At 56.6% G+C, this 25872-nt stretch carries 17 protein-coding genes and 2 riboswitches; of the genes, 14 read left to right on the top strand and 3 right to left on the bottom strand.

All coding sequences use genetic code 11. From position 1 onward, the window contains the following. Positions 1-97 precede the first annotated feature (97 nt). Positions 98-1873, bottom strand: coding sequence for a DUF5635 domain-containing protein (locus tag BQ7114_RS01160; protein WP_072340812.1), 1776 nt, complete (start codon positions 1871-1873; stop codon positions 98-100). 262 nt (positions 1874-2135) lie between these two features. Between BQ7114_RS01160 and BQ7114_RS01155 the strand changes: the two genes are divergently transcribed. Then, positions 2136-3815 carry a lamin tail domain-containing protein gene (locus BQ7114_RS01155; RefSeq protein WP_072340809.1) on the top strand — a complete coding sequence of 560 codons (1680 nt, stop codon included), beginning with the start codon at positions 2136-2138 and terminating at the stop codon, positions 3813-3815. Here BQ7114_RS01155 and BQ7114_RS01150 read toward each other — a convergent pair. Beyond that, positions 3812-4843, bottom strand: coding sequence for an oxygenase MpaB family protein (locus BQ7114_RS01150; protein WP_083431678.1), 1032 nt, complete (start codon positions 4841-4843; stop codon positions 3812-3814). The two genes, BQ7114_RS01155 and BQ7114_RS01150, sit on opposite strands and share 4 nt — an antisense overlap. A gap of 114 nt (positions 4844-4957) precedes the next feature. After that, positions 4958-5653, bottom strand: a complete 696-nt coding sequence (locus BQ7114_RS01145) for a hypothetical protein (protein WP_072340806.1) — start codon at positions 5651-5653, stop codon at positions 4958-4960. 209 nt (positions 5654-5862) lie between these two features. Here BQ7114_RS01145 and BQ7114_RS01135 point away from each other — a divergent pair. The 13 genes from BQ7114_RS01135 to BQ7114_RS01075 all read left to right on the top strand — a co-directional run bounded on the left by BQ7114_RS01135 (position 5863) and on the right by BQ7114_RS01075 (position 25812). Continuing rightward, a protein-coding gene (locus BQ7114_RS01135; RefSeq protein ID WP_230205931.1) for an IS3 family transposase occupies positions 5863-7088 on the top strand; the annotation gives its coding sequence in 2 pieces (ribosomal slippage) (positions 5863-6142 and positions 6142-7088; 1227 coding nt in all). Between the two features lie 288 nt (positions 7089-7376). Next, positions 7377-9146: a cell division protein PerM gene (locus BQ7114_RS01130; protein ID WP_143236763.1), complete on the top strand. Its 1770-nt coding sequence runs from the start codon at positions 7377-7379 to the stop codon at positions 9144-9146. Positions 9147-9216: 70 nt separating this feature from the next. Further along, the gene (gene purN, locus BQ7114_RS01125; RefSeq protein WP_230205930.1) at positions 9217-10008 is read left to right on the top strand and encodes a phosphoribosylglycinamide formyltransferase; all 792 of its coding nucleotides are present in this window, start codon (positions 9217-9219) and stop codon (positions 10006-10008) included. A gap of 51 nt (positions 10009-10059) precedes the next feature. Next, positions 10060-10144, top strand: a riboswitch (ZMP/ZTP riboswitch). A gap of 14 nt (positions 10145-10158) precedes the next feature. Beyond that, positions 10159-11838 (top strand): bifunctional phosphoribosylaminoimidazolecarboxamide formyltransferase/IMP cyclohydrolase, encoded by a 1680-nt coding sequence (gene purH, locus BQ7114_RS01120; protein ID WP_072340794.1) that lies wholly within the window; start codon positions 10159-10161, stop codon positions 11836-11838. A 61-nt stretch (positions 11839-11899) separates the two neighbouring features. Continuing rightward, positions 11900-12172 carry a hypothetical protein gene (locus tag BQ7114_RS01115; protein WP_143236762.1) on the top strand — a complete coding sequence of 91 codons (273 nt, stop codon included), beginning with the start codon at positions 11900-11902 and terminating at the stop codon, positions 12170-12172. Positions 12173-12303: 131 nt separating this feature from the next. Then, positions 12304-14583, top strand: a complete 2280-nt coding sequence (locus BQ7114_RS01110; RefSeq protein ID WP_072340788.1) for a 6-phosphofructokinase — start codon at positions 12304-12306, stop codon at positions 14581-14583. Between the two features lie 36 nt (positions 14584-14619). Next, positions 14620-16290: a glucose-6-phosphate isomerase gene (gene pgi / locus BQ7114_RS01105; RefSeq protein ID WP_407638934.1), complete on the top strand. Its 1671-nt coding sequence runs from the start codon at positions 14620-14622 to the stop codon at positions 16288-16290. A 149-nt stretch (positions 16291-16439) separates the two neighbouring features. Further along, complete coding sequence (locus tag BQ7114_RS01100; protein WP_072340781.1) at positions 16440-17426, top strand: malate dehydrogenase; 987 nt, start codon at positions 16440-16442, stop codon at positions 17424-17426. Positions 17427-17534: 108 nt separating this feature from the next. After that, a complete protein-coding gene (gene purU, locus BQ7114_RS01095) occupies positions 17535-18398 on the top strand; it encodes a formyltetrahydrofolate deformylase (protein ID WP_072340778.1) in 864 nt (287 codons plus the stop codon). A 78-nt stretch (positions 18399-18476) separates the two neighbouring features. Continuing rightward, a complete protein-coding gene (locus BQ7114_RS01090; RefSeq protein ID WP_072340775.1) occupies positions 18477-21017 on the top strand; it encodes a YhgE/Pip domain-containing protein in 2541 nt (846 codons plus the stop codon). Next, a complete protein-coding gene (locus BQ7114_RS01085) occupies positions 21014-23380 on the top strand; it encodes a YhgE/Pip domain-containing protein (RefSeq protein WP_072340772.1) in 2367 nt (788 codons plus the stop codon). Before BQ7114_RS01090 ends, BQ7114_RS01085 begins: the two co-directional genes overlap by 4 nt. Positions 23381-23508: 128 nt before the next feature. Continuing rightward, positions 23509-23591, top strand: a riboswitch (ZMP/ZTP riboswitch). Positions 23592-23638: 47 nt separating this feature from the next. Further along, positions 23639-24928 (top strand): serine hydroxymethyltransferase, encoded by a 1290-nt coding sequence (gene glyA, locus BQ7114_RS01080; RefSeq protein WP_072340768.1) that lies wholly within the window; start codon positions 23639-23641, stop codon positions 24926-24928. Beyond that, the gene (locus tag BQ7114_RS01075) at positions 24925-25812 is read left to right on the top strand and encodes a bifunctional methylenetetrahydrofolate dehydrogenase/methenyltetrahydrofolate cyclohydrolase (protein WP_072340764.1); all 888 of its coding nucleotides are present in this window, start codon (positions 24925-24927) and stop codon (positions 25810-25812) included. Before glyA ends, BQ7114_RS01075 begins: the two co-directional genes overlap by 4 nt. The last annotated feature ends 60 nt before the right edge of the window (positions 25813-25872 follow it).

Below are 25872 nucleotides of genomic sequence, written 5' to 3'. Positions count from 1 at the left end.
CGGAAATAGTGGTGGTTAACGCTGATTTGCTACTTCAGAGCGCGCGAAACTGTCAAGGAATCCGGCTTTCGGGAAAAATTGTTAGATTAGCACCCCTCTAATCTAACAATTTATTGGTAGTTGCTGATTTCTTGACAGATTTCTTCAAGTCTTTAGGGCGATAATGCGTCGACCTTCCAGCTCCAACTGTACGAATGATTTCTCGTGATGCCATGTCGTCTAAGCGATTCTTTGCCGTTCCTCGCGAAACGCCTGTGAGTGCCATCAGATCACTGGTTGCGATGCTTCCCATCTCATCAAGCCAAAGGAGAGCAGCGTTCTCCATCTCTACGGGGTCAGTCGAGAGATATGACGCGGGTCTTGTAACGGAAGTAGGCGTCTGCTTAAGAATGGCTCTCGCACTTTCACCAAGAATCCACGAACCATTGTGCTCGGTGATTAGGGGTAACCCATCCACTGTCGTTTGAAGTGACGCTTCAAGCGCAGATATGGCGGCATCATTTCCAGATTGGAGACCTTTTGCCACTGTGTCTACGGTGACAAATGGCCTCCTGAACAGCAGGTACAGGATAATTGCGATCCGGTAATCCCGTTGCCGGCCTAGTGGGACAATCTTGCTCATCAACTCCAATACAGGGATTACCGGCTTGCCACCGACCAAGGTGGTTTCTACAAACGGACCGGCAACCTCCTCAATTGTGGGAGGCCGATGACCAATTGCAATCATTGACTGGTACATGCGGTCAACACCAACACCTTGTTTATCAACAAGCCTAATCGCGCGGTAAAGGTCAGCTAATGCAGGATAACGGGCAGCTCGATTGCTTAGTACGTTACCGGAGTTGATATTGGGAGGGAATCCGCCAGGACTACGCAAGATCATAGTTGAGTCAAGTTCGATCCAGCGGATGTCAATAGGCTCACTGCGATTCCAGTCGCGGTGAATCATTGCGTTTAGTAGTGATTCGCGAACAGCGGAGCGAGGAATCTCGGAGACAGGCTGATCCGATAATCCCGTCGACACGGTGTGGTTTTTGTTAATAACCGATAGTGCATTCTCAATTTGTTCAAGCTGTTCCAATCCTGATCCTTCCGGAGCAGGAACCACACGGTTGCGCACCTGACCACCGTGAACATCGAAAACGGTAAACTCAACCACGGTTTGCCTGAGACTGGTGAATAATAAGACACCGGCTTGGGACAGCTTTCCTGTAGCGTCGACGGCTCCGATTCTGCGTAGAAGGTCCTCTTTTGTGTATTCTGCGAACTCGGTATCTTGACGTCTTACGTAGGCTATAGCCCCATCCCTGACCTGATCGATCGAAATGGTGGTTGACTTTGCCATAGGGTCGTACGCCGCTTGTGAGCGTTGATATTGCCACCATTCAGATCTGTCCACAGGCTCGCACGCGTCACCAACTCTCCATCTGAGACGTCCGCTTGTGTCTTCCACAGGTTCGGGCGAAGGAGCTACAAAAACTGCAAGAATCCTTTGTCCTTCGGCCCTCTTCTCAATGATGTCGGGAGCAATGTCAACCCTGCTGTAAATGCTCTGTCGGAGCCAATCAATGTCTAGCTCCGTTCCAATGATCATTCCGCTACGGTCTTCTATGCCAAGGAGTAGCACGCCGCCTTCCGGCGAATTCGCCATGCACGCGACTTCATCGGCAAGCTTAGTTGCAGCATCTGAATTCTTGTTTTGGCCTGGTTCTATTGAAGGTCCGTTTCGGCGTCCAGCTTCTTCTTTGAAGTCGATGCTTTGGGTTTCTTTCGTCTTCGTCACGCGGCCATCGCGAGCGGTCGACAAGATTGAGTCGATAGATGAGTTCAATTCGGTTCGACGATGATCAAAACCTTCTAATGTCGGAGTCATAGCAACCTACCTGACAGAATTGTTAGATTAGCACTCCTCTAATCTAACAATGAATTGCGTATTGGGACATTCCTTGACAGATTAAGAGGGTGCTTTATTAACAATTCATCGCAGAAACCCAATTTCTTGTTAGATTCCGTTCCGTAGAGCATCCCAGCCTCGCCCTCGAGGATGAAAATTCGCCGCAAAGGTGGTTGGAGGCTTCCGGATAGCTAACGTTAACGTCGTTTTAACTTTCTCCTTCCTAGGGCATCACTGTTGCATGGTTGTCATCAACGAGATTGTTTACGGAGACGCGCTGGTTCCTGGAGCTAACGACTCCATTGAGCTGTACAACGCTGGAACCGAAACTGTGGACCTGACCGGCTGGTCACTCCATGATGACAAGGATCGCCCGGGCGAGGCGGACCTGAGCGGTTCGATCGCTCCCGGTGAATTCAAGGTCCTAGTTGAAGGCACCGACTTCACGTTCGGATTCGGCAAGGGCGACACGGCCCGCCTATTCAACGGTGAAGAGCTTGTCGATTCCTACACCTACGAAGTTAACGCCAACGAAAACTGGTCTCGCTGCCCTGACGGCACCGGCGAGTTCGTTGACGTCGCAATCACCACGAAGGGGCAGCTCAACGCCTGTGGCGACCCCGGTTTCGGTCTGGGTGGCGCGGATTCCGTGCGAGTCTTTGACGGTGACATGCTGGTTGAAGAGTACAGCTGGACCGAACACGCAGACCACACCTACGGTCGCTGCCCGGACATGACTGATGACTTTGCGCAGACGCGTGAAGCCACGCCGGGTGAACGAAACGCCTGTGATGGTATTCCGGATCTGCTTCAGTACTACTCGACTGGTGAGCCGCCGGTCGTAGTTGATGAGGCTCCAACGTTCCTGGAGGACTCCTCCGGCCTTGACTACGCCGACGGATTCCTGTGGGCGGTAGATAACGGAACGGGTAAGTTCTGGAAGCTCGTCCCGCAGGCCGACGGAACCGTTCAGTTTGCAGACGGCTGGGAAGACGGCAAGCGCGCCCGCTTCATCAAGGACGCGGAAGGCCCGGACGTGGTCGCATCCGCCGAGTGGCACATCACCGACCTGCTTCCTGAAGTCAGCGCAAACATGGGTATCGAAGCTATCGAGTGGATCCCGAACGCCGAAGCCAAGGGCCGCCTATTCGACGAGAACACGGGCGAAGCTTACGATCCCGCAAACTACCCGAACGCGGTCGCTGACGGCGTCTTTGTAGTCGCACTGGAAGATAACGGCCACGTTTATGCCTTCTCTCTCAAGGAACAAGGCGAAGTTACACCATTTGTTGCAGGATCGGACGCGACCCTGCTGACCTCCTACGACTCCTTCATCGGTGGCGCTATGGGGCTTGATTACAGCCGCAATACCCTGCGCATCCTGTCCGATGACGGCTACGAGGGCGTTATCGCCGAAATCTTCTTTGACGGCACCGACAGCCCGCGCGTTGTCCACTATGAACGTCCCGGCGGCATGCCGAACCTGAACAACGAAGGCTACGCCGAATCCGACTGCCAGGAAGGGGCCGGCTTTGCATGGTTCTTTGCAGACGGTGAAAAATCAGCTGCGTTGCGTGCTGTCCCGATCTCGTGTTCGAATGACGAGGGTGGGCCTGGAACTGTCGATCCCAAGCCCACTGATTCAGTCGATCCTACGGAGCCAACTGAACCGGAAATAAGCTCTGGCGATAAAGACTCGAATGGGGCAGGCGAGGAGTCTGGTGACAACACGGATGACTCGCAAAATGTTGGAGCGTCTAAGTCAGACGCTACCAAGTCTGACAACTTGGGAACGCACGCCGAAAAGCGGAGTGGCGAACTAGCCAAGACCGGTGTTAACACTGCTGGCCTGGCTGCAGTTGCGGGACTTCTTTTGGCTGCAGGTGGAGTCGCCGTTTGGAGCAGGCGTATCAACTCCTAATCCGGCCACAAAACCGCCCGAGACATAGTTCCCGCGCACCCCGCGTGCGCGGGAACTCTTATGGCCGCTTGTTTGGCGTGACGGTGGGCCAGCCGCGCGCCCCGCGTGTGGGAACTATTTTTGTTGGAGTTGTGAGCCACGCCCTCGTCATTTTCGTTTGGAAGCATCACTTGCCCCAGTGTGCGACGAAGTGCCGCGGTCGCGAAACGCGCGATGGGACGGCGCCAAAGCGCGTCTTGTAGGCTCACATGTGACGGGTCGTTGGAGTCTGCAAGCCCGAGCATGATCCTGGCGGAACCGGGTAGCAGAGCGATCGCACCATTCTTCAACATGTCGTACCCCCATTTCATTGGGGGCGACAGTGGTGGGTTGTCGATCAGGAGGTCTACGACGTCTGCGGCGGCTGGTGAAAACTCGAGTTCGGGACCATAGAACGCCATCATTTTGTAGAGTTCATCGACGCTATGGGGCGGATTTGTTACTCCCAGCATTTTGGCGGAAATCGCAGTTTGGGCTACATATGTATCGCATTCCTCGGGTGTTAAGGGACGTGGACTGAGGTTCTGATACGCGGTTAAGAACGACTCGCTTTCCGCGCAGTGAACCCACGTCAACAGGTGAGGATCAGACGCAGCATACGGGCGCCCATCCGGCAGCTCGCCCTTTATGTGTTCGTGGATGCGACGCACGTGGGCGATCATTTTCTCCACGTCTTCTTTTCGCGCGAACGTGGTTGTCGCAACGTAATCCGCAGTGCGTTGTAACCGTCCCCACGGGTCATCCTGATATCCAGAATGTCCAGCCACGCCCGCCATTGCCAGTGGGTGCAGACTTTGTAGCAGGAGGGCGCGGATTCCGCCAATGTACATGGTGGGAGCACCCTGTACTTTCACGATTGGGTCCGCGTTCGTGAACCAGCGTTCTCCGGGGGCGCGCCAAATGAGGTCGGCTCGATCCTTTCGGTCAGATCCAGCGACGCGTTTACGAACGGCTTCAGCGAACTGTTCTCGAATTTTGGAAATCAGCATGATCTCAGTATTTCAATCAAGTCGGGGCTTCACGACTTTTGAGAAAATCGTGAAGCCCCGGGAAAACTAGATATCTAAGCTTGCTGGTCGGACCTAGTTCTACTTCCAGCTTGGCTACTCGGACTGGGTTGCACTCTTAGCAGTTGCCGGTGGTTGGACTAGCGCGTTTAGTTTGGCGAGTTCTTCGGGGTGGGAGTTGTAGTATTTGCGGTGGTTGTCATAGGCATTCCAGGCTACGTCATTTCGGGCCATTTGGGCTTCGTCTTCCCAGCTGGGGTCATCTGGTGATACTCCGTAGAGTGTGAAGCGGCGGTGTTGGAGTTCTTCTAGTAGGCGGATGAAAGCCAGCGTGTAGTCGAAGCGCGTGTAGTCCAGGTTGATTTTCTTTTCACCTTTGTAGAACTTGTAGCGCTGGTTGGCAACACTGAGTTTGATGTCAGTGATTTCGTCGAAGCGGACTTCCTTATAGTAAATCTTGCCGAATTTTGACCAGACTTTGTCTTGGTCTACACCGTAGCGGCGGAACAGTCCGATAGCCGTCAGGGTGTACATAAAGAGTGCCATTAGTATTGGTGCGATAACCGAGGCGAGGTCATCATTGGTACCGCGGAAGTAAGCGGGTGTCATGACTAGTGCTGTTAGGGTCATTAGGAGTGCTCCGGGTATTCCCACACCCAGTAGAATTGGTGCCTGGTTAAATACTCGTGTTTCTTCGGGGTACTTGCTCATCTTCCGCAACAAGAGCGGCAAGTTCTTAGTGTATGGGGACGGTATATTCTGTTCCGGCCCAAACTTCATCGGCTCAACCATTGAATAATTTCCTTCTATTTTCCTAGTCCGTCTTTAAAGCCTGACGCGATCCCTTGAGCCAAATTGACAGAATGGTCAACGCCCATAGTGAACTGTCCCCTGAAAGTTAGACAGTTTAATAGTAGGGGTTCTTAGGCTACGAGGGCATGATTCCGATATTCTGAAGCGTCCTGGGTTTTGTTCCTACCTGTTTTTGAGAGGATTGGAACATGCCGAAGAGGTATTCACAAGAATTTAAGGACCGTGCGGTGCGGATGGTCGCCGATCGCCTTGCTGATGACCGGTCGTGCACGCAGTGGAGAGCAATTAACGAGATTGCCCCTCGACTGGGGATTTCAGTTGAGTCGATGCGTCGCTGGTACGAACAGTCTCTGATCGACTCTGGACAACGCCAGGGCTTAACTCGTGAGGAACACGAGGAAATTAAACGGCTTAAACGTGAGAATGCAGAGTTACGGCGGGCGAACGAGATTTTGAAGCTTGCTTCGGCTTTTTTCGCACGAGAACTCGAACACCCCGGGAGTTAATGATCGCTTTCATTGACCAGTACCGCGATCACTACTCAGTCGAGTTCGTGTGCCGGGTCCTTTGCGAACACCTTGAAGGAGGGTTTATCACTCCTCGGGGGTACCGGGCCGCTAAGAGCCGGCCTGCGAGCACCAGGAGCATACGAGACCAGATCCTGATTGAAGTACTACGTGAGATTCACCAGAAGAACTTCAGTGTTTATGGTGTGCGTAAGCTCTGGCACGCAGCTAGGCGTGCCGGCTGGGATATTGGCCGTGACCAGGTGGCTCGGCTCATGAAAATCGCTGGAATTAGTGGGATACGCCGCGGACGTAGACCTGTGACAACTCGGCCAGCACCAGTTCCCGATACTTGCCCCGACTTAGTACAGCGGCAGTTCAAGGCTGTGGGTCCGAACCGGTTGTGGATCGCCGATATCACCTATGTCCGTACCCTGTCCGGGTTCGTCTACACGGCCTTCGTCACCGATGTTTTCAGTCGTAAGATCGTTGGCTGGGCGACCCGGACCTCGATGACAACAGAGGCGTTACCGTTGGAGGCGCTCGAGCAGGCAATCATGAACGCCAGACAAAACCTATCCAATCTTGTTCACCATTCTGATCATGGATCTCAGTACACGAGCATCACCTACAGCGAGAAACTCACTGACTACGGAATCAAACCCTCAACCGGCAGCGTTGGCGATTCCTACGACAATGCCCTAGCCGAGACCGTCAACGGGCTTTACAAGGCCGAGCTGATCTACTCCCAAACCTGGAGGTCATGTACCGAAGTCGAATGGGCAACCCTGAACTGGGTCCATTGGTGGAACAACGAGCGCCTACACGAGGCCCTGGACTACACCACCCCTGAGGAGGCCATCACCAGCTACAATCAACACCGGGCGGCCGAGCTGACCCCCATATAAGAAGCGGAACAAAACCCAGGACGCTTCAACAAGCCGCACTCTTGTAACCAAAACCCTGCTCAAACAAACCCACCAGCGCCGCACGCTGCTCATGAGTCAACGTAGATCTCGGATGCATACAAATCCCCCGGAAGAAAAACTGAATAAATCAGTCCAACTTCCGGGGGACAGTTCAGATCGTGGAGGCCGCCCTTTTGTGTTGCTCCCACGCGATAGCAGTGTCGCGTTTGGTGGACACACCGGCAATTCGCCGCGATAAAGACGGCGGTTTGAACCAAGATAGAAATGATGCGAGAAAACACAGGGGATCGAAGTGAGCGCGAGCGCGCGCACCGGCCGAGCAAGAAAGAACGGGAAGCGAGCGAGCGGAAGTTAGCTCGTAAGGCACACGCCGATCAGGTTCGCGAGCGCGTTTTAGAGCAGCGCCGTCGCGACCAGGAGACCGGTGTGTCAAACCCGCGGCGAGACGCCGAGGAGTTGCGCCGGGCCATTGCGCAGGCTCGCAGCCGGCAGAACCGACGTGCCGCAGATCCGCGCGCACCACACGAACTTCCAACCGAGCGTCTCACCAACGTGGAGCGCGCACTCATCGAACAAGATCTTCTAGACGAGCTGGAAGCTACTCCCTCGCAAGACGAAATCGAAGAAGATATGGACGGGCAGGTTGAACAAGAGCCTGCGCAGTCCCTGAAAGAGACCGAGAGTGAACCAGCTGAACAATCCGATGCTGTTCAAACCGTGGCGCGAACGCCCGTGGAGCGCAAGGTCATTGTGGTGCGCCCGCCCGCGGGTTGGCCGCAGTTACTGCTCGCAGCCCTCGAAACTGCGTTCTTCTCGTGGGCACTAATCGCCGCAGTTGCGTTGGTTAGTTTCCTGGCCAACGCGTCGAATCCGTGGATGATGGAGGCCGATTGGAACTCCGCAATCTCGGTGGGTAGCGACTTTTGGGCGATGTCATACGGTGCCAGCGTGAAGATCGCTGGCGCAAGCTACAAGATGATTCCGCTGGGGCTAACAATCATGCACGTGGCGCTGGCCAGAGCCGGATTAGCGCGGGCAAGCGTTGCAAGCTGGCGTGGTTCAGCGCTGTTCATACCGGCATACCTAGGGGTCGTGCTTTTGCTGGCATTATTCAACAAAACGAGCGCGTCGCTACCCCAGCTGATCCTTGGGAGCCTCTTTGTATCGGCCCTGGCGTGGGTGTGGTCGCTGGAGCCGCAGGATTTGGATCTGGAATCTAAACCTGGCGTAGGCCCGTACCTGCGTGCCATCAAAGACGCAGTAGCTGCTCTCGCCGCACTCTTTTCGGTGGGAATGGTGACCGGCCTCGTCGGGATCATTGCCGGCTGGAGCCGCATAAGAGGCATAACGGATCTACTTAACGCCTCGGTTTTTGACTCCGTAATCATTTGGATTACTCAGGCTCTGTACCTTCCTAATGTGGCCGGTTGGGCCGCGTCATGGCTAATGGGGCCAGGCTTTTACACCGCTTCGGATGCGATAGTCACGCCTTCGCGTGCAGATGTAGCCGCGATTCCTGCCATCCCGATCCTGGGAGCTATCCCGCAGACAGAGGTAGGAATTTGGGTTGTACTGATTCCTATCGTGCTCGGTGTTTTGCTGGGCGTTGCCGCAGTGAAGTGGAGGCAGGAAGCGAACCTGGCCGACCACCTGGTGCATGCCTCAATGTACGTGCTAACCCTCCTGGTGCTGGTTGCGGCGTGGATGTGGCTTTCGATGGGTAGCCTCGGTGTCGCACGAATGGGGCTTTTGGGGCCACGCCTGGTTTACGCCGTAGCGTTCGCAGCGCTAGAAGTTGGTTTGAGCGCGGCGGTGGTATATGCGCTGGCGCACCCGTTCTTCCTTGCGAAGTATGCGCAGGCAGGAGCAGCCTTATCCCACGTCACGCGCTCGACCTCCAAGAAGATTAGTCGGAAGACAACCAGCGACGATCAGATCGGTCAGCCGGATCTTGCGCAGGAAGATAGTGGGGATCAGGAGCAGCCTGATCCGGATGTAGATCAAGAAGTTTCCCTCGACCAAAGCGAGACAAATTGAGACCAAGGTTGACGAAACCGGGTGAGGATTTGAAACTAGTAATCGGATTATCGTCGTTCAAGGAGCAGCAGTGACGACTTCCGCAGAATCTCCCAGCAAAATGTCCGCCACGGACAGGAACGCGGCGCAGGCGGGTATCGCGGCTTCGAGTCTCAAAGTATCGCCGCACGTCCAGGCTGAGTCGGTGCAGGAGATGGGGGAGCGCGTTCCCGCAGCGGGCACGCAGTACTCGCCGTCGCAGTCATCAGCCGGCGTGAAAGCTGCGCGTTTGGTAGTCCTCATTTCTGGTTCTGGCACAAACCTGCAAGCACTTATCGACGCGTGTGAAGACCCCGGATACGGGTGCGAGGTCGTTGCCGTAGGCTCGGATCGTCCGGGAGTTAAAGGTTTGCAACGCGCTGAAAAAGCAGGAATTCCCACCTTCGTGGAGCGTGTTAGTGACTATGCAAGCCGCGAAGAATGGGACGGCGCTATGACCGAGGTTGTAGAGGGTTTTGACCCTGACCTGGTGATTTCGGCTGGTTTCTTGAAGCTGCTTGGTCCCGAGTTTCTAAATACTTTCGATGGCCGCGTCGTGAACACGCACAACTCGTTACTGCCGTCCTTTGCAGGTATTCGCGGTCCGGCAGATGCCCTCGCTTATGGCGTTAAATATACGGGCGCAACCTTGTTTTTTGTGGATCCTGGAATGGATACGGGCCGCGTGATTGCCCAGTGCGTTGTTCCCGTTGAGGCAGGTGACACGCTGGCCGAGCTGCTAGAGCGCATTCAGGTGGCTGAGCGCCACCAGCTGGTTGAAACTGTGGGCAAAATGATGCGGGAGGGTTGGACTACGACAGGCCGCTGGGTGGAGGTAGGCTAGCGCCTCACTTTTTGGACATTCCTTAACCTGCAAGAGTGGGTTTATTACACTGAGGGTGGCCGTGACTGGCGCAGGTGGATCACCACCGGGGAGCGGCCTAGCAGTGCCTTCGACGCCGCCCGCCTGGGTGTGGGGCAGGATTGGATAGGAATGATGTCTGCAATTAAGCGCGCCCTGGTTTCGGTTTTTGATAAGTCCAACGTGGTGGAGTTGGCTAAGGCTTTGGCCGAAAATGGCGTGGAGGTTGTTTCTACGGGTTCGACTGCCCGTTTGATCGAAGACGCTGGAGTTGCGGTTACTCCCGTTGAGAAGGTCACGGGTTTCCCAGAATGCTTGGGCGGCCGCGTTAAGACTCTGCATCCGCGGATTCATGCGGGTATTTTGGCTGATCGGACAAAACCGGAACACGTCAATGAATTGTCTGAGCTTGGCGTTGCCCCGTTCGACCTCGTGGTTGTGAACCTGTACCCGTTTGCACAAACGATCGCGTTTGGCGCAACGTTTGAAGAGGCTATCGAGCAGATCGATATCGGCGGCCCAACGATGGTGCGCGCGGCGGCGAAGAATCACGCTTCCGTTGCGGTGGTGATTGATCCGTCTCGCTACGGCGAGGTTATTGATGCGGTTAAAGCTGGTGGTTTCACAGATGAGCAGCGTCGCCGCTTAGCCGCGCAAGCGTTTGCCCACACCGCAACTTATGACGCGGCGGTTGCCACCTGGTTTGCGCAACAGATTGACAAGGACGAGGCGCAGCAGGGTAATGAGGAGCCGCTTCCCGGTTTCTTGGCGGGCACATGGGAGCGTTTAGATACGCTTCGGTACGGCGAGAACCCGCATCAGTGTGGCGCTGTGTATGTGAATGCGGGTGCTGGTTTTGCAGGTCGCACGGAAACTGGCGGCCTGGCTCGCGCAAAGCAACTGCATGGCAAGGCCATGTCTTACAACAACTACACGGACGCGGACGCGGCCTTGCGTGCGGCATATGATCACGATGAACCGTGTGTTGCAATCATCAAGCACGCCAATCCGTGCGGTATTGCGGTGGGTGAGGACGTTGCGCAGGCTCACCGCAAGGCGCACGCGTGTGACGCGGTGTCTGCGTTCGGCGGCGTGATCGCGGTAAACCGCCCGGTGTCGGTAGAGATGGCCAAGCAGGTTGCCCCCATTTTCACCGAGGTGGTAGTGGCTCCGTCATTCGAGGACGGCGCCCTCGAGATCCTCGCTAAGAAGAAGAACATCCGTCTGCTAACGGTTGAGGCGCCTTCGCGTGGAACCGTTGAGTTTAAGCAGATCACGGGAGGCCTCGTGGCTCAAGATCGTGACGACGTGAATGCCACCGGCGATGACCCGGCAAACTGGCAACTGGTGTCAGGGGCTCCTGCCGATGCGGCGACGCTTGCGGATTTGAAGTTCGCGTGGAAGACGGTTCGGGCGGTGCGCTCAAACGCGATTTTGCTGGTAAAGGACCAGGCATCGGTGGGCGTTGGTATGGGCCAGGTTAACCGCGTGGACTCGTGTGGTCTGGCAGTGGAGCGGGCTAATACCCTCGGGGGCCGCGAGACCGGTGACGCCGCGAAGGTGGAGGCCGGAGTTGGGGGCGCTTCAAATGCGGACCTCAAGGTGGAGCAAGCTCCGCGTCGAAGCGAAGGGGCGGTAGCCGCCTCGGACGCGTTCTTCCCGTTCGCTGACGGACTACAGCTCTTGATCGATGCAGGCGTGAAAGCGGTGGTCCAGCCGGGAGGGTCTATTCGTGATGAGGAAGTGATCGAGGCAGCCCAGGAAGCCGGCATAACCATGTATTTCACGGGTAATCGTCACTTCTCGCACTAGAATCGAGTGACAATCCAGACGGCGAATGTAGACGCGCCCTCCAGCCGATAGGATGGAGGGCGTGTCGAGTAAAAAAGCAGTGGTTGCGGCCGGAATCATTTTTGTGGCGGCCTGTATTGCGGGTCTGACGGTGGTTGCGCTGTGGGCAAGTGTGCGGGCGGCGCTGTGGGGCTTGGTCGCGTTTTTTGTTGTGCTGCTTTTAATCCGCATTTTGGCGCGTGATCACACGTGGCTGCGTGCGCGTTCCACCCTGTTTGATGCCCTGTTCTTGACCGCGATTATCGCGGGGCTGGCACTAACAATATCGGCGGCAACAACGCCTTCCCCGGTTTAACCAATCTTTGAGGGTTGTGCCCTGCCGTTTGCGCAAATGCTTCACGAGAGTCACATTTGCTGAACACTTGGCAAAGTGTGTGCCAAACAGTCGATAATAGGAGTGGTCTTATTCCTAGTTTGGAGGTCTAGATGACACCGTCTCCTGATTTGAAGAAACGCGTTGGCGTGCTTACATCGGGAGGTGACGCTCAAGGAATGAATGCGGCTGTTCGCGCGGTGGTGCGCACCAGCCTCGAGATGGGCGCCACGCCGTACGCAATTTTGGAAGGCTGGCAGGGCGCCGTTGAGGGCGGTGAGCGGATCAAAGAAATGGCGTGGTCCGACGTGTCCTCAATTTTGAACGAGGGCGGAACCGTGATCGGCACGGCCCGAAGCCCGGAGTTCTACGAGTATGAGGGGCGGCGCCGCGCGTGCAAGAATCTGCTCGAGAGGGGCATCGACCGCCTGGTTGTGATTGGCGGCGACGGGTCTTTGACCGGCACTAACGAGTTCCGCAAGGAATGGCCCGGCCACGTCCAGGGCCTGTTGGAGGCGGGTGAGATCACCCCAGAGGTAGCCAGCGCTCACCCCGCGCTCATGATTGTGGGCATTGTCGGTTCGATCGACAACGACATGGTGGGCACCGATATGACGATCGGTACGGACTCTGCGCTAAACCGCATTGTGGAGGCGATTGACGACATCTCGTCAACGGCCGCATCCCACCAGCGCATGTTCGTCATCGAGGTGATGGGGCGCCACTGCGGTTATCTGCCGCTCATGTCAGCGGTTGCGGGAGGCGCGGACTACGTCTTCACACCCGAGAATCCACCCACGCCCGGCTGGGAAGAGGACATGTCGGAAAAGCTCCGTTTGGGCCGCGAGGCGGGCAGGCGTGAGTCCATCGTGATTGTTGCCGAGGGGGCAAAAGACTCGGAAGGTAACCGGATCACGTCGGCGCAGGTAGCCGAGGCCATTGAGGCTCGCCTGGGAGAAAAACCGCGTATCACGATCCTCGGGCACGTTCAGCGCGGTGGTACGCCCTCGGCATACGACAGGTGGATGCCGACCCTCATGGGTTACGGGGCGGCGCAAGAAATTTTGAAGGCTACCGCGGATACGCCAGCTAACATCATTGGCGTGCGCAAGAACCGGTTGACTCGCATTCCGCTAGTTGAATCGGTAGAGGCCACCCGAAACGTTGCCGAACTTGTGGCAAACAAAGAGTTCGATAAGGCCATCGAGTCGCGGGGTGCCTCTTTTGTGAAGATGACGCGCATCAACCAGATTCTGTCCGAACCGCCGGGCAATACCGCGATTCCCGAGGGAGCAAAGCGGGTAGCCGTTATGCACATGGGCGGGTTAGCTCCGGGCATGAACACCGCTGCGCGAGCCGCTGTGCGTATTGGTCTGGACAAAGGCATGCAGATTCTGGGTGTGCAGGGCTCCATGACCGGCTTGATGAATGGCAATGTGCGGGAGCTGACTTGGTCTGACGTTGAAGGCTGGGCGTTCAAGGGTGGGGCCGAGCTTGGTACCCGCCGCACCATGCCGACCGTTGACCAGTACTATGCGATCGGGCGCGCCATCGAAGAACACAAGATCGACGCGTTGCTTCTGATTGGCGGAATGAACGCCTACCTGTCGATTTTTGACATGTTCCAAGAGCGTGGCCGTTACCCGGCGTTCAACATCCCCATGGTTCTGGTGCCAGCCACTATCGATAACAATCTGCCCGGCGCGGAGCTCAGCATTGGTGCGGACACAGCGGTCAACAACGCGGTGTGGGCGCTGGATCGAATCAAAGAGTCTGCCGCCGCCTCGCGTCGATGCTTCGTTGCAGAAACGATGGGACGCAAATGCGGTTACCTGGCCCTCATGGCGTCCATTGCGAGCGGCGCCGAAAAAGTGTACCTGAATGAAGAACCCACTACGCTCGCGGACATTTCAAAGGACGTTGCCTACCTAAAGCAATCGTTCCGCGCGGGCCGGCGCCTGTTCCTCGTAGTGCGAAATGAGGAGGCCCATCCCGAGTACAACCGCGAGTTCCTCGCCCGCGTTTTTGAATCGGAAGGGGAGGGCCTGTACGACGTGCGTCATTCTGCCCTCGGACACCTACAGCAGGGTGGTGCCCCGTCACCGTTTGACCGGCTTCTTGCAACGCGCCTCGTATACGAGGCGATCGCGGTGCTGGATGAAATTTTTGCACGCGGTGGGGATGACGCATGCTACATCGGTGAGGCCGGCGGCAAAATGCAAGCATTCCCTGTGCGCCGCATGATGGACCACTTGGATACCAAGAACCGGCGCCCCTTCGAACAGTGGTGGCTCTCGCTCGCAACCGTTATCCCGGTGGTGTCGATGCCGCGCGGGGACGTGATTCCCGTGGAAATTCCAATCGAAGACGGCGATCACGTCGTGACATACTAGATTTCAAAAGAGGTTATACCTAAAGAAGGAATGGCGATGACAACTCCAGTGAACCCTACGTCTACGAAAGCGTGGAGTGAGCTTTCTGCTATTGCGAAGGATTTTGCCCCGGATCTGCGAGGCTGGTTTGCAAAAGATTCTGGCCGCGTAGATCGATTCACGTTCGACGCTGCTGATCTGCGCGTTGACATGTCAAAGAACCTTGTAACCGACGAGGTTGTTGAGGCACTGTTGGATCTTGCCGAGCAGACGAATCTGGAAGAGCGCATTGAAGCCATGTTTAGTGGACAGCGCATTAACGTGACAGAGAACCGTTCGGTGTTGCACACAGCATTGCGCCTGCCTAAGGATGCTTCGCTTGAGATTGACGGGCAAAACGTTGTGCGGGATGTACACGAGGTGCTAGATCGCGTGTACGCCTTTGCGAATAAGGTACGTTCTGGCGAATGGGTTGGCGTAACCGGAAAGCCGATTGAAACGGTTGTGAACATCGGTATTGGCGGTTCGGACCTCGGCCCGGTCATGGCCTACGAGGCGCTGAAGCCGTATGCGAAGGAAGGCCTCAAGGCGCGCTATATTTCGAATATTGACCCAACAGATGCGGGCGAGAAGACGAAGGACCTGGATCCGGAAACTACGCTCGTGATCGTTGCTTCGAAGACGTTCACCACGCTGGAGACGCTCACGAACGCGCGGGTTGTGCGTAAATGGCTACTAGATGGCCTCGAAAAGTCGGGAGCACTCGAAGGCAAGTCGAAGGCCGAGGCAGTGCGCAAGCACTTCATCGCCGTGTCCACGGCCTTGGATAAGGTTGAAGAGTTTGGCATCGACCCGCAGAACGCGTTTGGTTTTTGGGATTGGGTTGGAGGCCGCTACTCGGTTGATTCGGCGGTAGGTACGTCACTGGCGATTGTGCTCGGCCCGGAAGCTTTCGAGGAGTTCCTGGCTGGCTTCCACGACATGGATGAGCATTTCCGCACCGAGGAATGGGGAGCCAATGTTCCTGTCCTCATGGCTTTGCTGAACGTGTGGTACACGAACTTCCTCGGCGCCCATACTCACGCTGTGCTTCCGTACTCGCAGTATCTGCACCGCTTCCCTGCGTACTTGCAGCAGCTCACGATGGAGTCTAACGGCAAGAGCGTCACGTGGGACGGCAAGCCGGTTAACTACCAGACCGGAGAGGTGTTCTGGGGTGAACCCGGCACCAACGGCCAGCACGCGTTCTACCAGTTGATCCACCAGGGCACTCGCCTTGTGCCGGCTGACTTCATCGCGTTTGCGAACCCGGCATGGCCGTTGCAAGACGAGGACGCCGACATGCATGACCTGTTCCTCGGCAACTTCTTTGCCCAGACCAAGGCTTTGGCATTTGGTAAGACGGCGGACGAGGTTCGCGCCCAGGGCACACCCGAACACATCGTTCCGGCCCGCGTGTTTGAGGGTAACAAGCCGACGACCTCGATTATGGCGCCGGTGCTCACCCCATCCGTTCTGGGCCAGCTGATTGCACTGTATGAGCACATCACGTTTGTGCAGGGCATCATTTGGGGTATTGACTCGTTTGACCAGTGGGGCGTTGAGCTTGGTAAGGAGCTTGCGCGCGAACTGACGCCGGCCGTGGCGGGAGACCGTGAAGTGCTTGACGCACAGGACCCGTCCACGAGGTCGCTAATCAGCTACTACCTGGAGCATCGCGACAAGTAACCGGTAAATTGCGCTAACGCCCTCGCTTTAGGCGCCCAAAGGTGCACCGAAAGTGGGGGCGTTAGCTAACTCTTGAGCGGTGTGCGCGCTACGATAGGAGAGGTGGGTCATTTGACCCTAGCTGTCTAAAACGTAAGGAGATTTCCACTATGACAGAAGCTCGCATCGTAACCGTTACTGGCGCAGCCGGAAACATTGGCTACGCACTGCTGTTCCGCATCGCTTCGGGCGCTGTTTTTGGCAAGGATGTTCCTGTAAAGCTGAACCTCCTTGAGATCACGCCGGCGCTGAAGGCCGCTGAAGGCACCGCGATGGAGCTTGATGACGCCGCATTCCCGCTCCTCGAAGGCGTTGACATCTTCGATGACGCTAACAAGGCGTTTGCTGGCACGAACGCGGCATTCCTGGTTGGTGCTCGCCCCCGTACGAAGGGCATGGAGCGCGCTGACCTGCTCGAGGCAAACGGTGGTATCTTCGGCCCGCAGGGTAAGGCAATCAACGACAACGCGGCTGATGACGTTCGCGTGCTCGTGGTTGGCAACCCGGCTAACACCAACGCTCTGATTGCTTCGGCAGCGGCTCCGGACGTACCGGATTCGCGTTTCACCGCGATGATGCGCCTGGATCACAACCGCGCAATGTCGCAGCTTTCTCACAAGCTGCAGGTGCCGTCGCGCCTCATCAAGGACATGGTTGTTTGGGGTAACCACTCGGCAGACCAGTTCCCGGATGTTACCTACGCTCGCGTTGATGGTAAGTCCGCTAAGGATTTGGTTGACGAGGCATGGCTGGACGAATACTTCGTTCCTACCGTCGCAAAGCGCGGCGCGGCCATCATTGAGGCACGTGGCGCTTCCTCGGCAGCATCGGCTGCCTCTGCAGCGATCGACCACATGCACGACTGGGTAAACGGCACGCCGGAAGGCGACTGGGTAACCTCCGGCTCCGTATCTGACGGATCCTACGGCGTACCCGAAGGCCTCATTTACGGCTTCCCGGTAACCTCCACCGGTGGCGAGTGGGAGATCGTTCAGGGCCTCGAGCTTGACGATCGTCAGAAGGCCGGCATCGCACGCAACGTTAAGGCTCTTGAAGAAGAGCGTGACGCCGTGCGCGCCCTCGGCTTCGTAAAGTAAGCAGATTACGCTAGAGGCGGCTCGCAGCTAGACCTTTTGTCTGGCCGGCGAGCCGCCTTTGGTATGCAAAGTTATTAACCCTTTCGGCTTTGGTTTAAAGTGGGACGCATGGCTGAAGAAAACGTAAGTGACACCAAACTTATCCTCACTATCTCATGTCCGGACGGGCCGGGCATCGTGCACGCGGTTTCTAACATAATCGTGGAGAACCAGGGCAACATCATCCAGTCGCAACAGTTTGGCGACCCGGACACGGGCCTGTTCTTCATGCGCGTAGAACTCGACTGTCCCGCGGGGCGCGCGCCCATTGAGGTGGGGATGAAAGAGTTCGCTAAGCGATTTGACGCAGTCTGGAATCTTGACCTGTACGGCCGCCCTCTTCGCACGATCATCATGGTTTCCAAAGAAGGGCACTGCCTGACCGATCTGCTTTACCGCCAGCGATACGCTGACCTTCCTATCGATGTCGTAGCGATTGTTGGTAACCACCCGGACCTCGCACCCGTTGCGCAGTTCTATGGCATTCCGTTCCTGTGCATTCCGGTTACGAAAGACACAAAGGCTGCTGCAGAGGATGAGCTTTTGAACCTCGTCCGCGCCGAAAACATTGAACTGGTTGTGCTGGCTCGCTACATGCAGATTCTGTCTGACAGCCTATGTAATGAGCTTGCTGGCAATGTCATCAACATTCATCACTCGTTCCTGCCATCTTTCAAAGGGGCGAGGCCCTACGCGCAAGCTCACGACCGCGGTGTGAAACTGATTGGTGCAACCGCGCATTACGTGACTGCGGACCTTGACGAAGGTCCGATTATCGAGCAGGACGTCACTCGCGTGACCCACCGTGAATCAACCCGCGACCTCGTTGCTGAAGGCCAAGATGTGGAGCGCCGCGTCCTCGCGCAGGCAGTGAAGTGGCACTCCGAACACCGTGTGCTACTGAACGGCACTCGCACGGTTGTGTTCAACTAAGAATCTGACCAGCGTAGGTGAGGGAGTAGACGCTACCACAACCGACAACATCCTGGATTCCGGGCTACTATTGGATGGATGAACGATAGCTGGCGGGTATTCGTCAGGGACATCAAGCGAATTTTTGCTGTCCCGCGCTCCCTCATAATCGTGATTGGTATCCTCGTGATGCCAGCTCTCTATTCATGGCTAAACATCCTGGCTTTTTGGAACCCATACACGGCTACGCAAAACCTGCCGATTGTGGTAGTTAATAATGATGTGGGGACCAACTCTACACTCACCGGGAAGATCAATGTTGGCGATCTGATCGTTGAAGAGCTTTTGAAGAATGATCAGCTAGGTTGGCAGTTTCTCGAAGAATCCGCAGCTACAGACCGTATTAGAGCCGGCGACGTATACGCCACGTTCATTATCCCGGCCAGCTTTAGCGACGACCTCGTCGACATTTTCTACGGTGAACGCAACCAACCCACAATCGAGTATTTGGTCAATGAGAAGAAGGGCGCCATCGCGCCGAAAATCACCGACGTGGGTGCTAACGAACTCGATATTCAAATAACCTCCACTTTCCGCGAGCAGGTGGGGCAGGCGATCGTGCAGGGACTGCGCGACGGGAGCCTCAAAGTTTCTACAGACATCAACAGTGCAGAAAGCAGTGCGCTTGGTGCTTTAGGAGGCGTGGAGAAAGACCTTGGAGACGCGCAGGCAACCCTCGACGCGGCCAGCGCATCCCTAACCGAATCGTTGCAAACCATGGGGAACGTGCGCGGCGCACTTGCGGCTGCGGATCCGGCTCTTGCCGATATGTCAGGCGCGCTGTCTGATTCGCAGACCATTTTGGGAACCGTCGTATCGGATGCGCAAAGTTTTGCCGTCTCCGTGGGCAAAGCCAGCGCGAGTGCCCAGCAGGCGTTAAACCAGTCTTCGGCGTCAGCTTCGGCAGCGGTCTCTAATGCCACGGCTCGGTTAAATGAGATACAGCCCCAGCTTCAAGGCGGCATCGACCGTGCAAATGCTTCGCTTGACGCTGTGCGTGAACGCGTGGAGATTCTTGAACAAATCCCGGCTGCGCAAGACGCGGCGCAAGAGCTGAATGCGCGTCTTGATGATGTCCAAGACCTGCTGAATAAGGTGAATCAATCCGGTAAGGACGCTACGGCGGCTGCCAAGGATCTCGACGAGCTGGTCAAATCTTTTAATGACGCACTTTCGGCTGCGCAGGGCGTTACTAACAAAACGCAAGAACTTGCTGGTCAAGCGGTTAGTGAACTGACTGCACAGGTTACTGAGCTCTCGGCACGCCTGGGCGGAATCGACTCGGCTATCACCACCACGCGAGCTTCGCTTACCCAGGTGTTCTCCCTCGTTGACGGGGTAGAAGAACAGATTGGTGCCACCCAAGGGGTACTGACGCAGGCTAAAGGGAATCTGGATGGCCTCGCGGGCTCTGTTCGAGTGGCCCAAACCGATGTGGCAACACTTGCCACTGCCATACAGTCGGGCACACTCGAAACGGTGATTGGCCTGGACGCGCAGAACATCGGGCACTACCTGGCGTCCCCCGTGGAGTTCGACCAGCAGGCCGTGTTCAAAGTTAATTCCTACGGTTCGGGCATGGCCGCGATGTTCATCAACCTCTCGATGTGGATTGGCGGCCTCATCCTCGTAATTATCTTCCGGGTGGAGGTCGATAAGGAAGGCTTTGACTGGCTCCCCTTGCGCTCGGCGTACATGGGGCGCTTCATGCTTTCAGGAGCACTATCTATGGGGCAGGGGCTGATAGTGAGCGTCGGTAGCCTCATGATCGGCGTGCAGACGGCCAGCGTGCCCGCATTCATCGCAACTGCCACGCTGATTGGGCCCACATACTTTGCCATAATCTATGCGCTTGCCGCGGCGCTCAGCCATGTCGGGCGCGCCCTTGCGATTCTATTGGTGGTCTTGCAGATTCCGGGAGCTTCAGGCATTTATCCCATTGAGCTTATGCCCGGCTTCTTTCGCGCGCTGTATCCTCTTTTGCCATTTTCTTACGGCATCGACGCCATGCGAGAAACCATTGGCGGATTCTACGCCGGGCACTACTGGCGCCTAATGGCAATCCTGTTGCTCATGAGCGCTTCAGCGCTATTACTCGGCTTTTTTGGGCGGCGACACCTGGGTTATTTCACTCAGTTGTTTTACAACGATCTGGCTCGCACGGAACTGGTAGTCAATGAGGACGTGCAACTGCAAGGCTCGGTTTACCGTCTGAGCAACATCATTGCGCTACTCTCAAACCGCAAGGAATTCGCCAACCGGATCGCCTATCGTCAAGAGCGTTTCAACTCGCATTATCGCCTGCTAATCAACGGTCTAACCATCGTAGGCATCCTCGGATTCGTAGCGCTAAGCCTGGTTTCGAGTCTGACTGCTGCGAGCAAATCAGCCTTGCTTGGCCTCGTCGCTGTTTGGGGCCTGGTGATCATAGGCGCGCTTGTTGCCACCGAGGGGCTCAGGAGCTCCCTCCAGCGTGCACGCGACCTGTCGCACCTGAGTGAAGATGAACTGTTTGACAGCCTGGCGCGCCCTCGTAGTGAGGCGGAGCGCGAGTTTACCGGAGGTGAGGCGCGGCGATGAAACAGATCCTCTTTATTGCGCGCGATGACCTGCGCCAGATCAACTCCTCTGTGATGGCGAAGATCTTCGTGGTGATACTCATTAGCGTTCCCCTGTTCTTCACGTGGTTTAACGTACTTGCAACGTGGGATCCGTTCTCTAACTCTGATCGCCTTCAAATCGCTGTGGCCAGCACGGACAAGGGTTACAACAGTGAAGTGCTGCGAATGAACGTGAACGTGGGCGACATCGTGATGAAAGAGCTCGCCACTAACGATCAGCTTGATTGGGTGCTAACCAGTGAGGACAGGGCGCTTGAGGGCACGAGGTCGGGCGAATACTATGCGGCAATTGTGCTGCCCGACGACTTCTCCACCTCGATGTTTACCTTCTACGCGGGCGGGGCAAAGCCTGCCAACATCACGTTATACACCAACGAGAAGAAGAACCCGCTTTCCGCAAACCTCACCACGCAAGGGGCCCAGGGAGTAACCGCGCAGATCAACACCACGTTTTCGCAAGCCCTGGCCGAAGTGGCGGTTGGTATGGCGGAGGACGTCTCTGCGTATCTGGATGATGCGCAAACGCAGGCCACATTGGATCGGTTAGGTAATCGCCTGGAGTCGTTAGCCGCGCAGTTAAATTCGGGCGCTGACACGGTAGATTCCCTTTCTGCGCTGATTGGTTCTACAATCCCGCTGGCTACTGGAACTCGCGATTTGGCTGCGGGCGTTCAGGAATCTTTTGACCAGGCCACCGGCACTTCGCTCGATTCCAGCAGTGGGGCGGCTGATCCGTTCGCTGGGCTTTCCGCCGGGTTAAGTGATTCGCTGAACCAAGCGTCCTCCAGTATTGAAAAAGTTCAATCTCGTCTGGACACTTTGCTGAACTCGGCTGACGAGGCCGCGCAGAGCAGCGCGGATGCGGTTGATCAGCTACGCGTCATGCTTGATAAGCAGATCGACGGGTTCAAGCAGACGAGGGACAAGCTTGCCGAAGTTTTAGGACCGGAAGGGGACGATCTTCTGGCTGATCTTGATACGGCGATTGCGCGGCAACAAAGCCTTTCAGACCGCCTAGGTCAGATCTCAAAGGAGCTGCGTGCAGGTAAGTCTAGCGATTCGGATTCCAAAGAGGCTGCGCGTAAAGCTATCGAAGAAGCCGCCGGTGCGATCAGATCGGCTCACGATAGCTTTTCAAAGAATCTGCAGCCACAAATCGACAGCTTGCGATCCAACCTCGAATCGGCCGGAGAAAGCGCGGCAGTTTTCCGCTCTTACATGCAGGCAGTAAAGTCCGACCTGTCAGATAGTGCGGGTGGCCTCATCGCGGGAATGGATAGCGCGGCGCAATCACTTTCCGCAACTGCGCAGAGTATGCGCGAGAGTGTGAAACGCCTGAACGAGGCTAACAAGCAGGTTAGTGAGGCCCGCTCCGGCGGTGATATGAACCAAATCGCCAAGGCGCTTGGCGCCGACCCGCAAGGTTTTGCCCGCTTGTTGTCATCTCCCGTAGCTGTGGATCGCACGCCGGTATTCCCCGTGGCGTCTTTCGGAGTGGGGATGGCGCCTCTATTCACTGTGATCGCACTGTGGGTGGGCGCGCTATTGGCTGGTGTTTTCTTGCGTACGGACGTCTCCAAGAATGTGGGCAAACGCTACTTAGAAAGCGTGGAAAGCAGTGATGCTGACGATTCAGATGATGGCGCAGAGGCAAATGAGGAACTAGAAGTTAGCGACGAGCTTCAGGAGCCTGAAACCGCCGCGGAGACCAGCGACGGCGAATCGGTCGATGAGAAAGATACGGAGGAGCAAGCCCAGGCGGCCGAGAGCGAAGATGGCAAGGCAAAGAAGAAGGTGAAGCACGCTCGCAAGCGGGCATTCACGGGAGCGGAAGAATACTTGGGGCGCTACGTCATGTTCTGGCTGATCGGCATGGCTCAATCAACTTTGCTGATGGGCGGGCTGATCGTGATCGTTGAGATTGAACCGGCGCACCCATTCCTGCTGATGCTGGCCGGATGGGTGATCTCTACGGTCTTTACCAATATCGTGTATACGCTGGTGATATCGCTTTCTAATGCGGGCAAAGCAATAGCTGTAGTACTACTTGTGCTCCAGATCTCTGCTGCCGGGGGAGCGTATCCACTTGAACTGTTACCCCAGTGGTTCCAAAACATCAGCCCGTGGCTTCCCGCAACTTACGCGATCAACCTCATGCGTTCGGCAGTGGCCGGCATTTACGCGGGCGACTTTGTGCAAAACCTCGCCATGATCCTGCTGTTCATCATCCCCAACCTGCTCATTGGTCTCGTGTTCCGTCATGCCATTGCAGGCAACATCGAGAAGATGACACAAGAGATCGAGAAAACCAAGGTGATGTAGGGGCGCCCTCCTCGCGCTCGCCGCATTAATCGGCGGCGTTAGCCAGCCCCTTGACCCCAAAATTGGCTGTCTGCAAATGTGTTCGAAAAGAGAACGAGCAGCCCGCCCGCGAGCGTTTTGCGCTATGTTTGAAACGACGCGACTGGCGCAGGTGGACCACCACCGGGGAGCGTCTTTTGGGATTCAACGGCCGCCCGCCTGGGTCAAGGATCATCAAAACACTTGGTGTTTGGAAGACAAACCTAAATAGGAGAACTCATGGCAACATCTCAACTCTTGCAGTCCCTAGCGCAGGTGGATCCACAGATCCAAAAAGTTCTTGATGATGAACTGGGGCGCCAGCGCGAAACCCTAGAAATGATCGCGTCTGAGAACTTTGTGCCCAAGGCAGTTTTGGAAGCGCAGGGTTCCGTCCTCACCAACAAGTACGCGGAAGGCTATCCCGGCCGCCGCTACTACGGGGGTTGCGAGTTTGTAGATGTCGCAGAAAACCTCGCGATTGAACGTGCAAAAGAGGTCTTTGGCGCTGCTTACGTGAACGTGCAGCCTCACGCGGGCTCGCAGGCAAACGCGGCGGTTTTGGCCGCAATCGCCCAGCCTGGCGATCGTATTCTTGGCCTCTCACTGGATCACGGTGGTCACCTGACTCACGGCATGAGGATCAACTTCTCGGGCCGCCTGTATGAGCCGCACTTCTACCACGTGAATCAAGAGACCATGCGCATCGAGATGGATGAAGTCCGCAAGATCGCGCTCGAGGTTAAGCCCAAGGTCATCATCGCCGGATGGTCCGCGTACCCGCGCGTCCTCGACTTTGCGAAGTTCCGCGAGATTGCCGATGAGGTCGGAGCATACCTATGGGTAGACATGGCGCACTTCGCCGGCCTGGTTGCCGCCGGACTGCACCCGAACCCCGTTCCGTTTGCGGACGTCGTATCCACCACGGTGCACAAGACCATTGGCGGTCCGCGCTCGGGCATGATTATGTCCCGCGATGCGGAACTTGGTAAAAAGATCAACTCCGCGGTGTTCCCCGGGCAGCAGGGCGGTCCGCTCATGCATGTGGTTGCTGCCAAGGCCGTTGCTATGAAGATCGCGCAGAGCGAAGAGTTCAAGGAGCGCCAGCAGCGCACACTGGAAGGAGCTAAGATCCTCGCTGATCGACTGCTCCAAGATGACGTGAAGAACGCTGGTATCTCGCTAGTTACCGGCGGTACCGACGTGCACCTCGTTCTCGTTGACATGCGCGATTCGAAGCTCGACGGCCAGCAGGGCGAGGACCTGCTCCACGCGGTCGGTATCACCGTGAACCGCAATGCTGTGCCGTTTGACCCGCGCCCTCCGCGAGTCACGTCCGGCCTGCGAATCGGCACTCCCGCGCTTGCCACCCGCGGTTTTGGCGCCAAGGAGTTCGAGGAGGTTGCAGACATCATCGCCACCACCCTCGTACAGGGCGCATCTGACGGTGACGTAGACGTTGAAGGCCTACACGCCCGAGTGAAGGCGCTAACTGACGCATTCCCGCTATACGAAGGCCTTGACAAGTGAGGGCGCCCTGGGACGGTCAAGCCAAGGTCCTAGACGGCAAAGCTACGGCAGCGCAGATCAAAACTGAACTGCGTGAGCGCGTGGAGGCGTTGCGCGCTCGCGGCGTTGTACCCGGGCTGGGCACGATCCTGGTGGGTGATGACCCGGCCTCGCAAACCTACGTTGCGGGCAAACACCGCGATTGCCAAGAGGTGGGGATCGAATCCATCCGCGTGGACTTGCCCGGTGATTCTACTGAGGCCGACATCCTGGCCGCGGTAGAGCGCCTCAATGCTGACGATTCGTGCACGGGCTACATCGTGCAGCTTCCGCTGCCAAAAGGCGTGGATACCAACCGGATTTTGGAGGCCATTGACCCGGCGAAGGATGCAGATGGTCTACACCCCATGAACCTGGGACGCCTGGTGCTTCGCGTATCGGAAGAAATCGATTCGCCGCTACCGTGCACGCCGCGGGCAGTCATCGAACTCGTTGAACGCGCCGGTATAGATCTGGCAGGTAAAGATGTAGTTGTGGTGGGGCGCGGCGTAACCGTGGGCCGCTCCATCGGCTTGTTACTTACCCGCAAGTATGTGAACGCAACCGTTACGCTCTGCCACACGGGCACCAAGGACCTTGCCGACAAGGTCCGCCGAGCTGACGTGGTAGTGGCCGCCACCGGTGCCGCGGGAATCGTTACCCCGGACATGGTAAAGCCGGGCGCCGTGGTCCTTGACGTAGGGGTTTCCCGCGTTGAAGTAGATGGCAAAGCGCGTCTGGCCGGTGACGTTGCAGATGGCGTTGATGAGGTTGCCTCGGCCCTGTCTCCCAATCCTGGAGGAGTGGGACCGATGACTCGCGCCCTTCTGCTCGCCAACGTGGTTGAAGCCGCTGAAAGGCTTTAGCGGATAGTCGCGGAGGCGGCAGCGTCCTCGTAAATCCAAAAAGTCGCCCCCAAGTGGGGC

This window comes from Actinomyces urinae, assembly GCF_900119695.1.
Taxonomy (GTDB): domain Bacteria; phylum Actinomycetota; class Actinomycetes; order Actinomycetales; family Actinomycetaceae; genus Gleimia; species Gleimia urinae.
This window is presented reverse-complemented; position numbering and strand designations above follow the sequence as displayed.

Bases quoted from the DNA above. Each gene is read 5' to 3' on its own strand.
- BQ7114_RS01160 (WP_072340812.1), bottom strand. From the start codon at position 1,873: ATGACTCCGACATTAGAAGGTTTTGATCATCGTCGAACCGAATTGAAC.
- BQ7114_RS01150 (WP_083431678.1), bottom strand. From the start codon at position 4,843: ATGCTGATTTCCAAAATTCGAGAACAGTTCGCTGAAGCCGTTCGTAAA.
- BQ7114_RS01100 (WP_072340781.1), top strand. From the start codon at position 16,440: ATGACAGAAGCTCGCATCGTAACCGTTACTGGCGCAGCCGGAAACATT.
- BQ7114_RS01130 (WP_143236763.1), top strand. From the start codon at position 7,377: ATGCGAGAAAACACAGGGGATCGAAGTGAGCGCGAGCGCGCGCACCGG.
- BQ7114_RS01145 (WP_072340806.1), bottom strand. From the start codon at position 5,653: ATGGTTGAGCCGATGAAGTTTGGGCCGGAACAGAATATACCGTCCCCA.
- BQ7114_RS01110 (WP_072340788.1), top strand. From the start codon at position 12,304: ATGACACCGTCTCCTGATTTGAAGAAACGCGTTGGCGTGCTTACATCG.
- BQ7114_RS01085 (WP_072340772.1), top strand. From the start codon at position 21,014: ATGAAACAGATCCTCTTTATTGCGCGCGATGACCTGCGCCAGATCAAC.
- pgi (WP_407638934.1), top strand. From the start codon at position 14,620: ATGACAACTCCAGTGAACCCTACGTCTACGAAAGCGTGGAGTGAGCTT.
- purU (WP_072340778.1), top strand. From the start codon at position 17,535: ATGGCTGAAGAAAACGTAAGTGACACCAAACTTATCCTCACTATCTCA.
- BQ7114_RS01155 (WP_072340809.1), top strand. From the start codon at position 2,136: ATGGTTGTCATCAACGAGATTGTTTACGGAGACGCGCTGGTTCCTGGA.
- BQ7114_RS01090 (WP_072340775.1), top strand. From the start codon at position 18,477: ATGAACGATAGCTGGCGGGTATTCGTCAGGGACATCAAGCGAATTTTT.
- purH (WP_072340794.1), top strand. From the start codon at position 10,159: ATGATGTCTGCAATTAAGCGCGCCCTGGTTTCGGTTTTTGATAAGTCC.
- glyA (WP_072340768.1), top strand. From the start codon at position 23,639: ATGGCAACATCTCAACTCTTGCAGTCCCTAGCGCAGGTGGATCCACAG.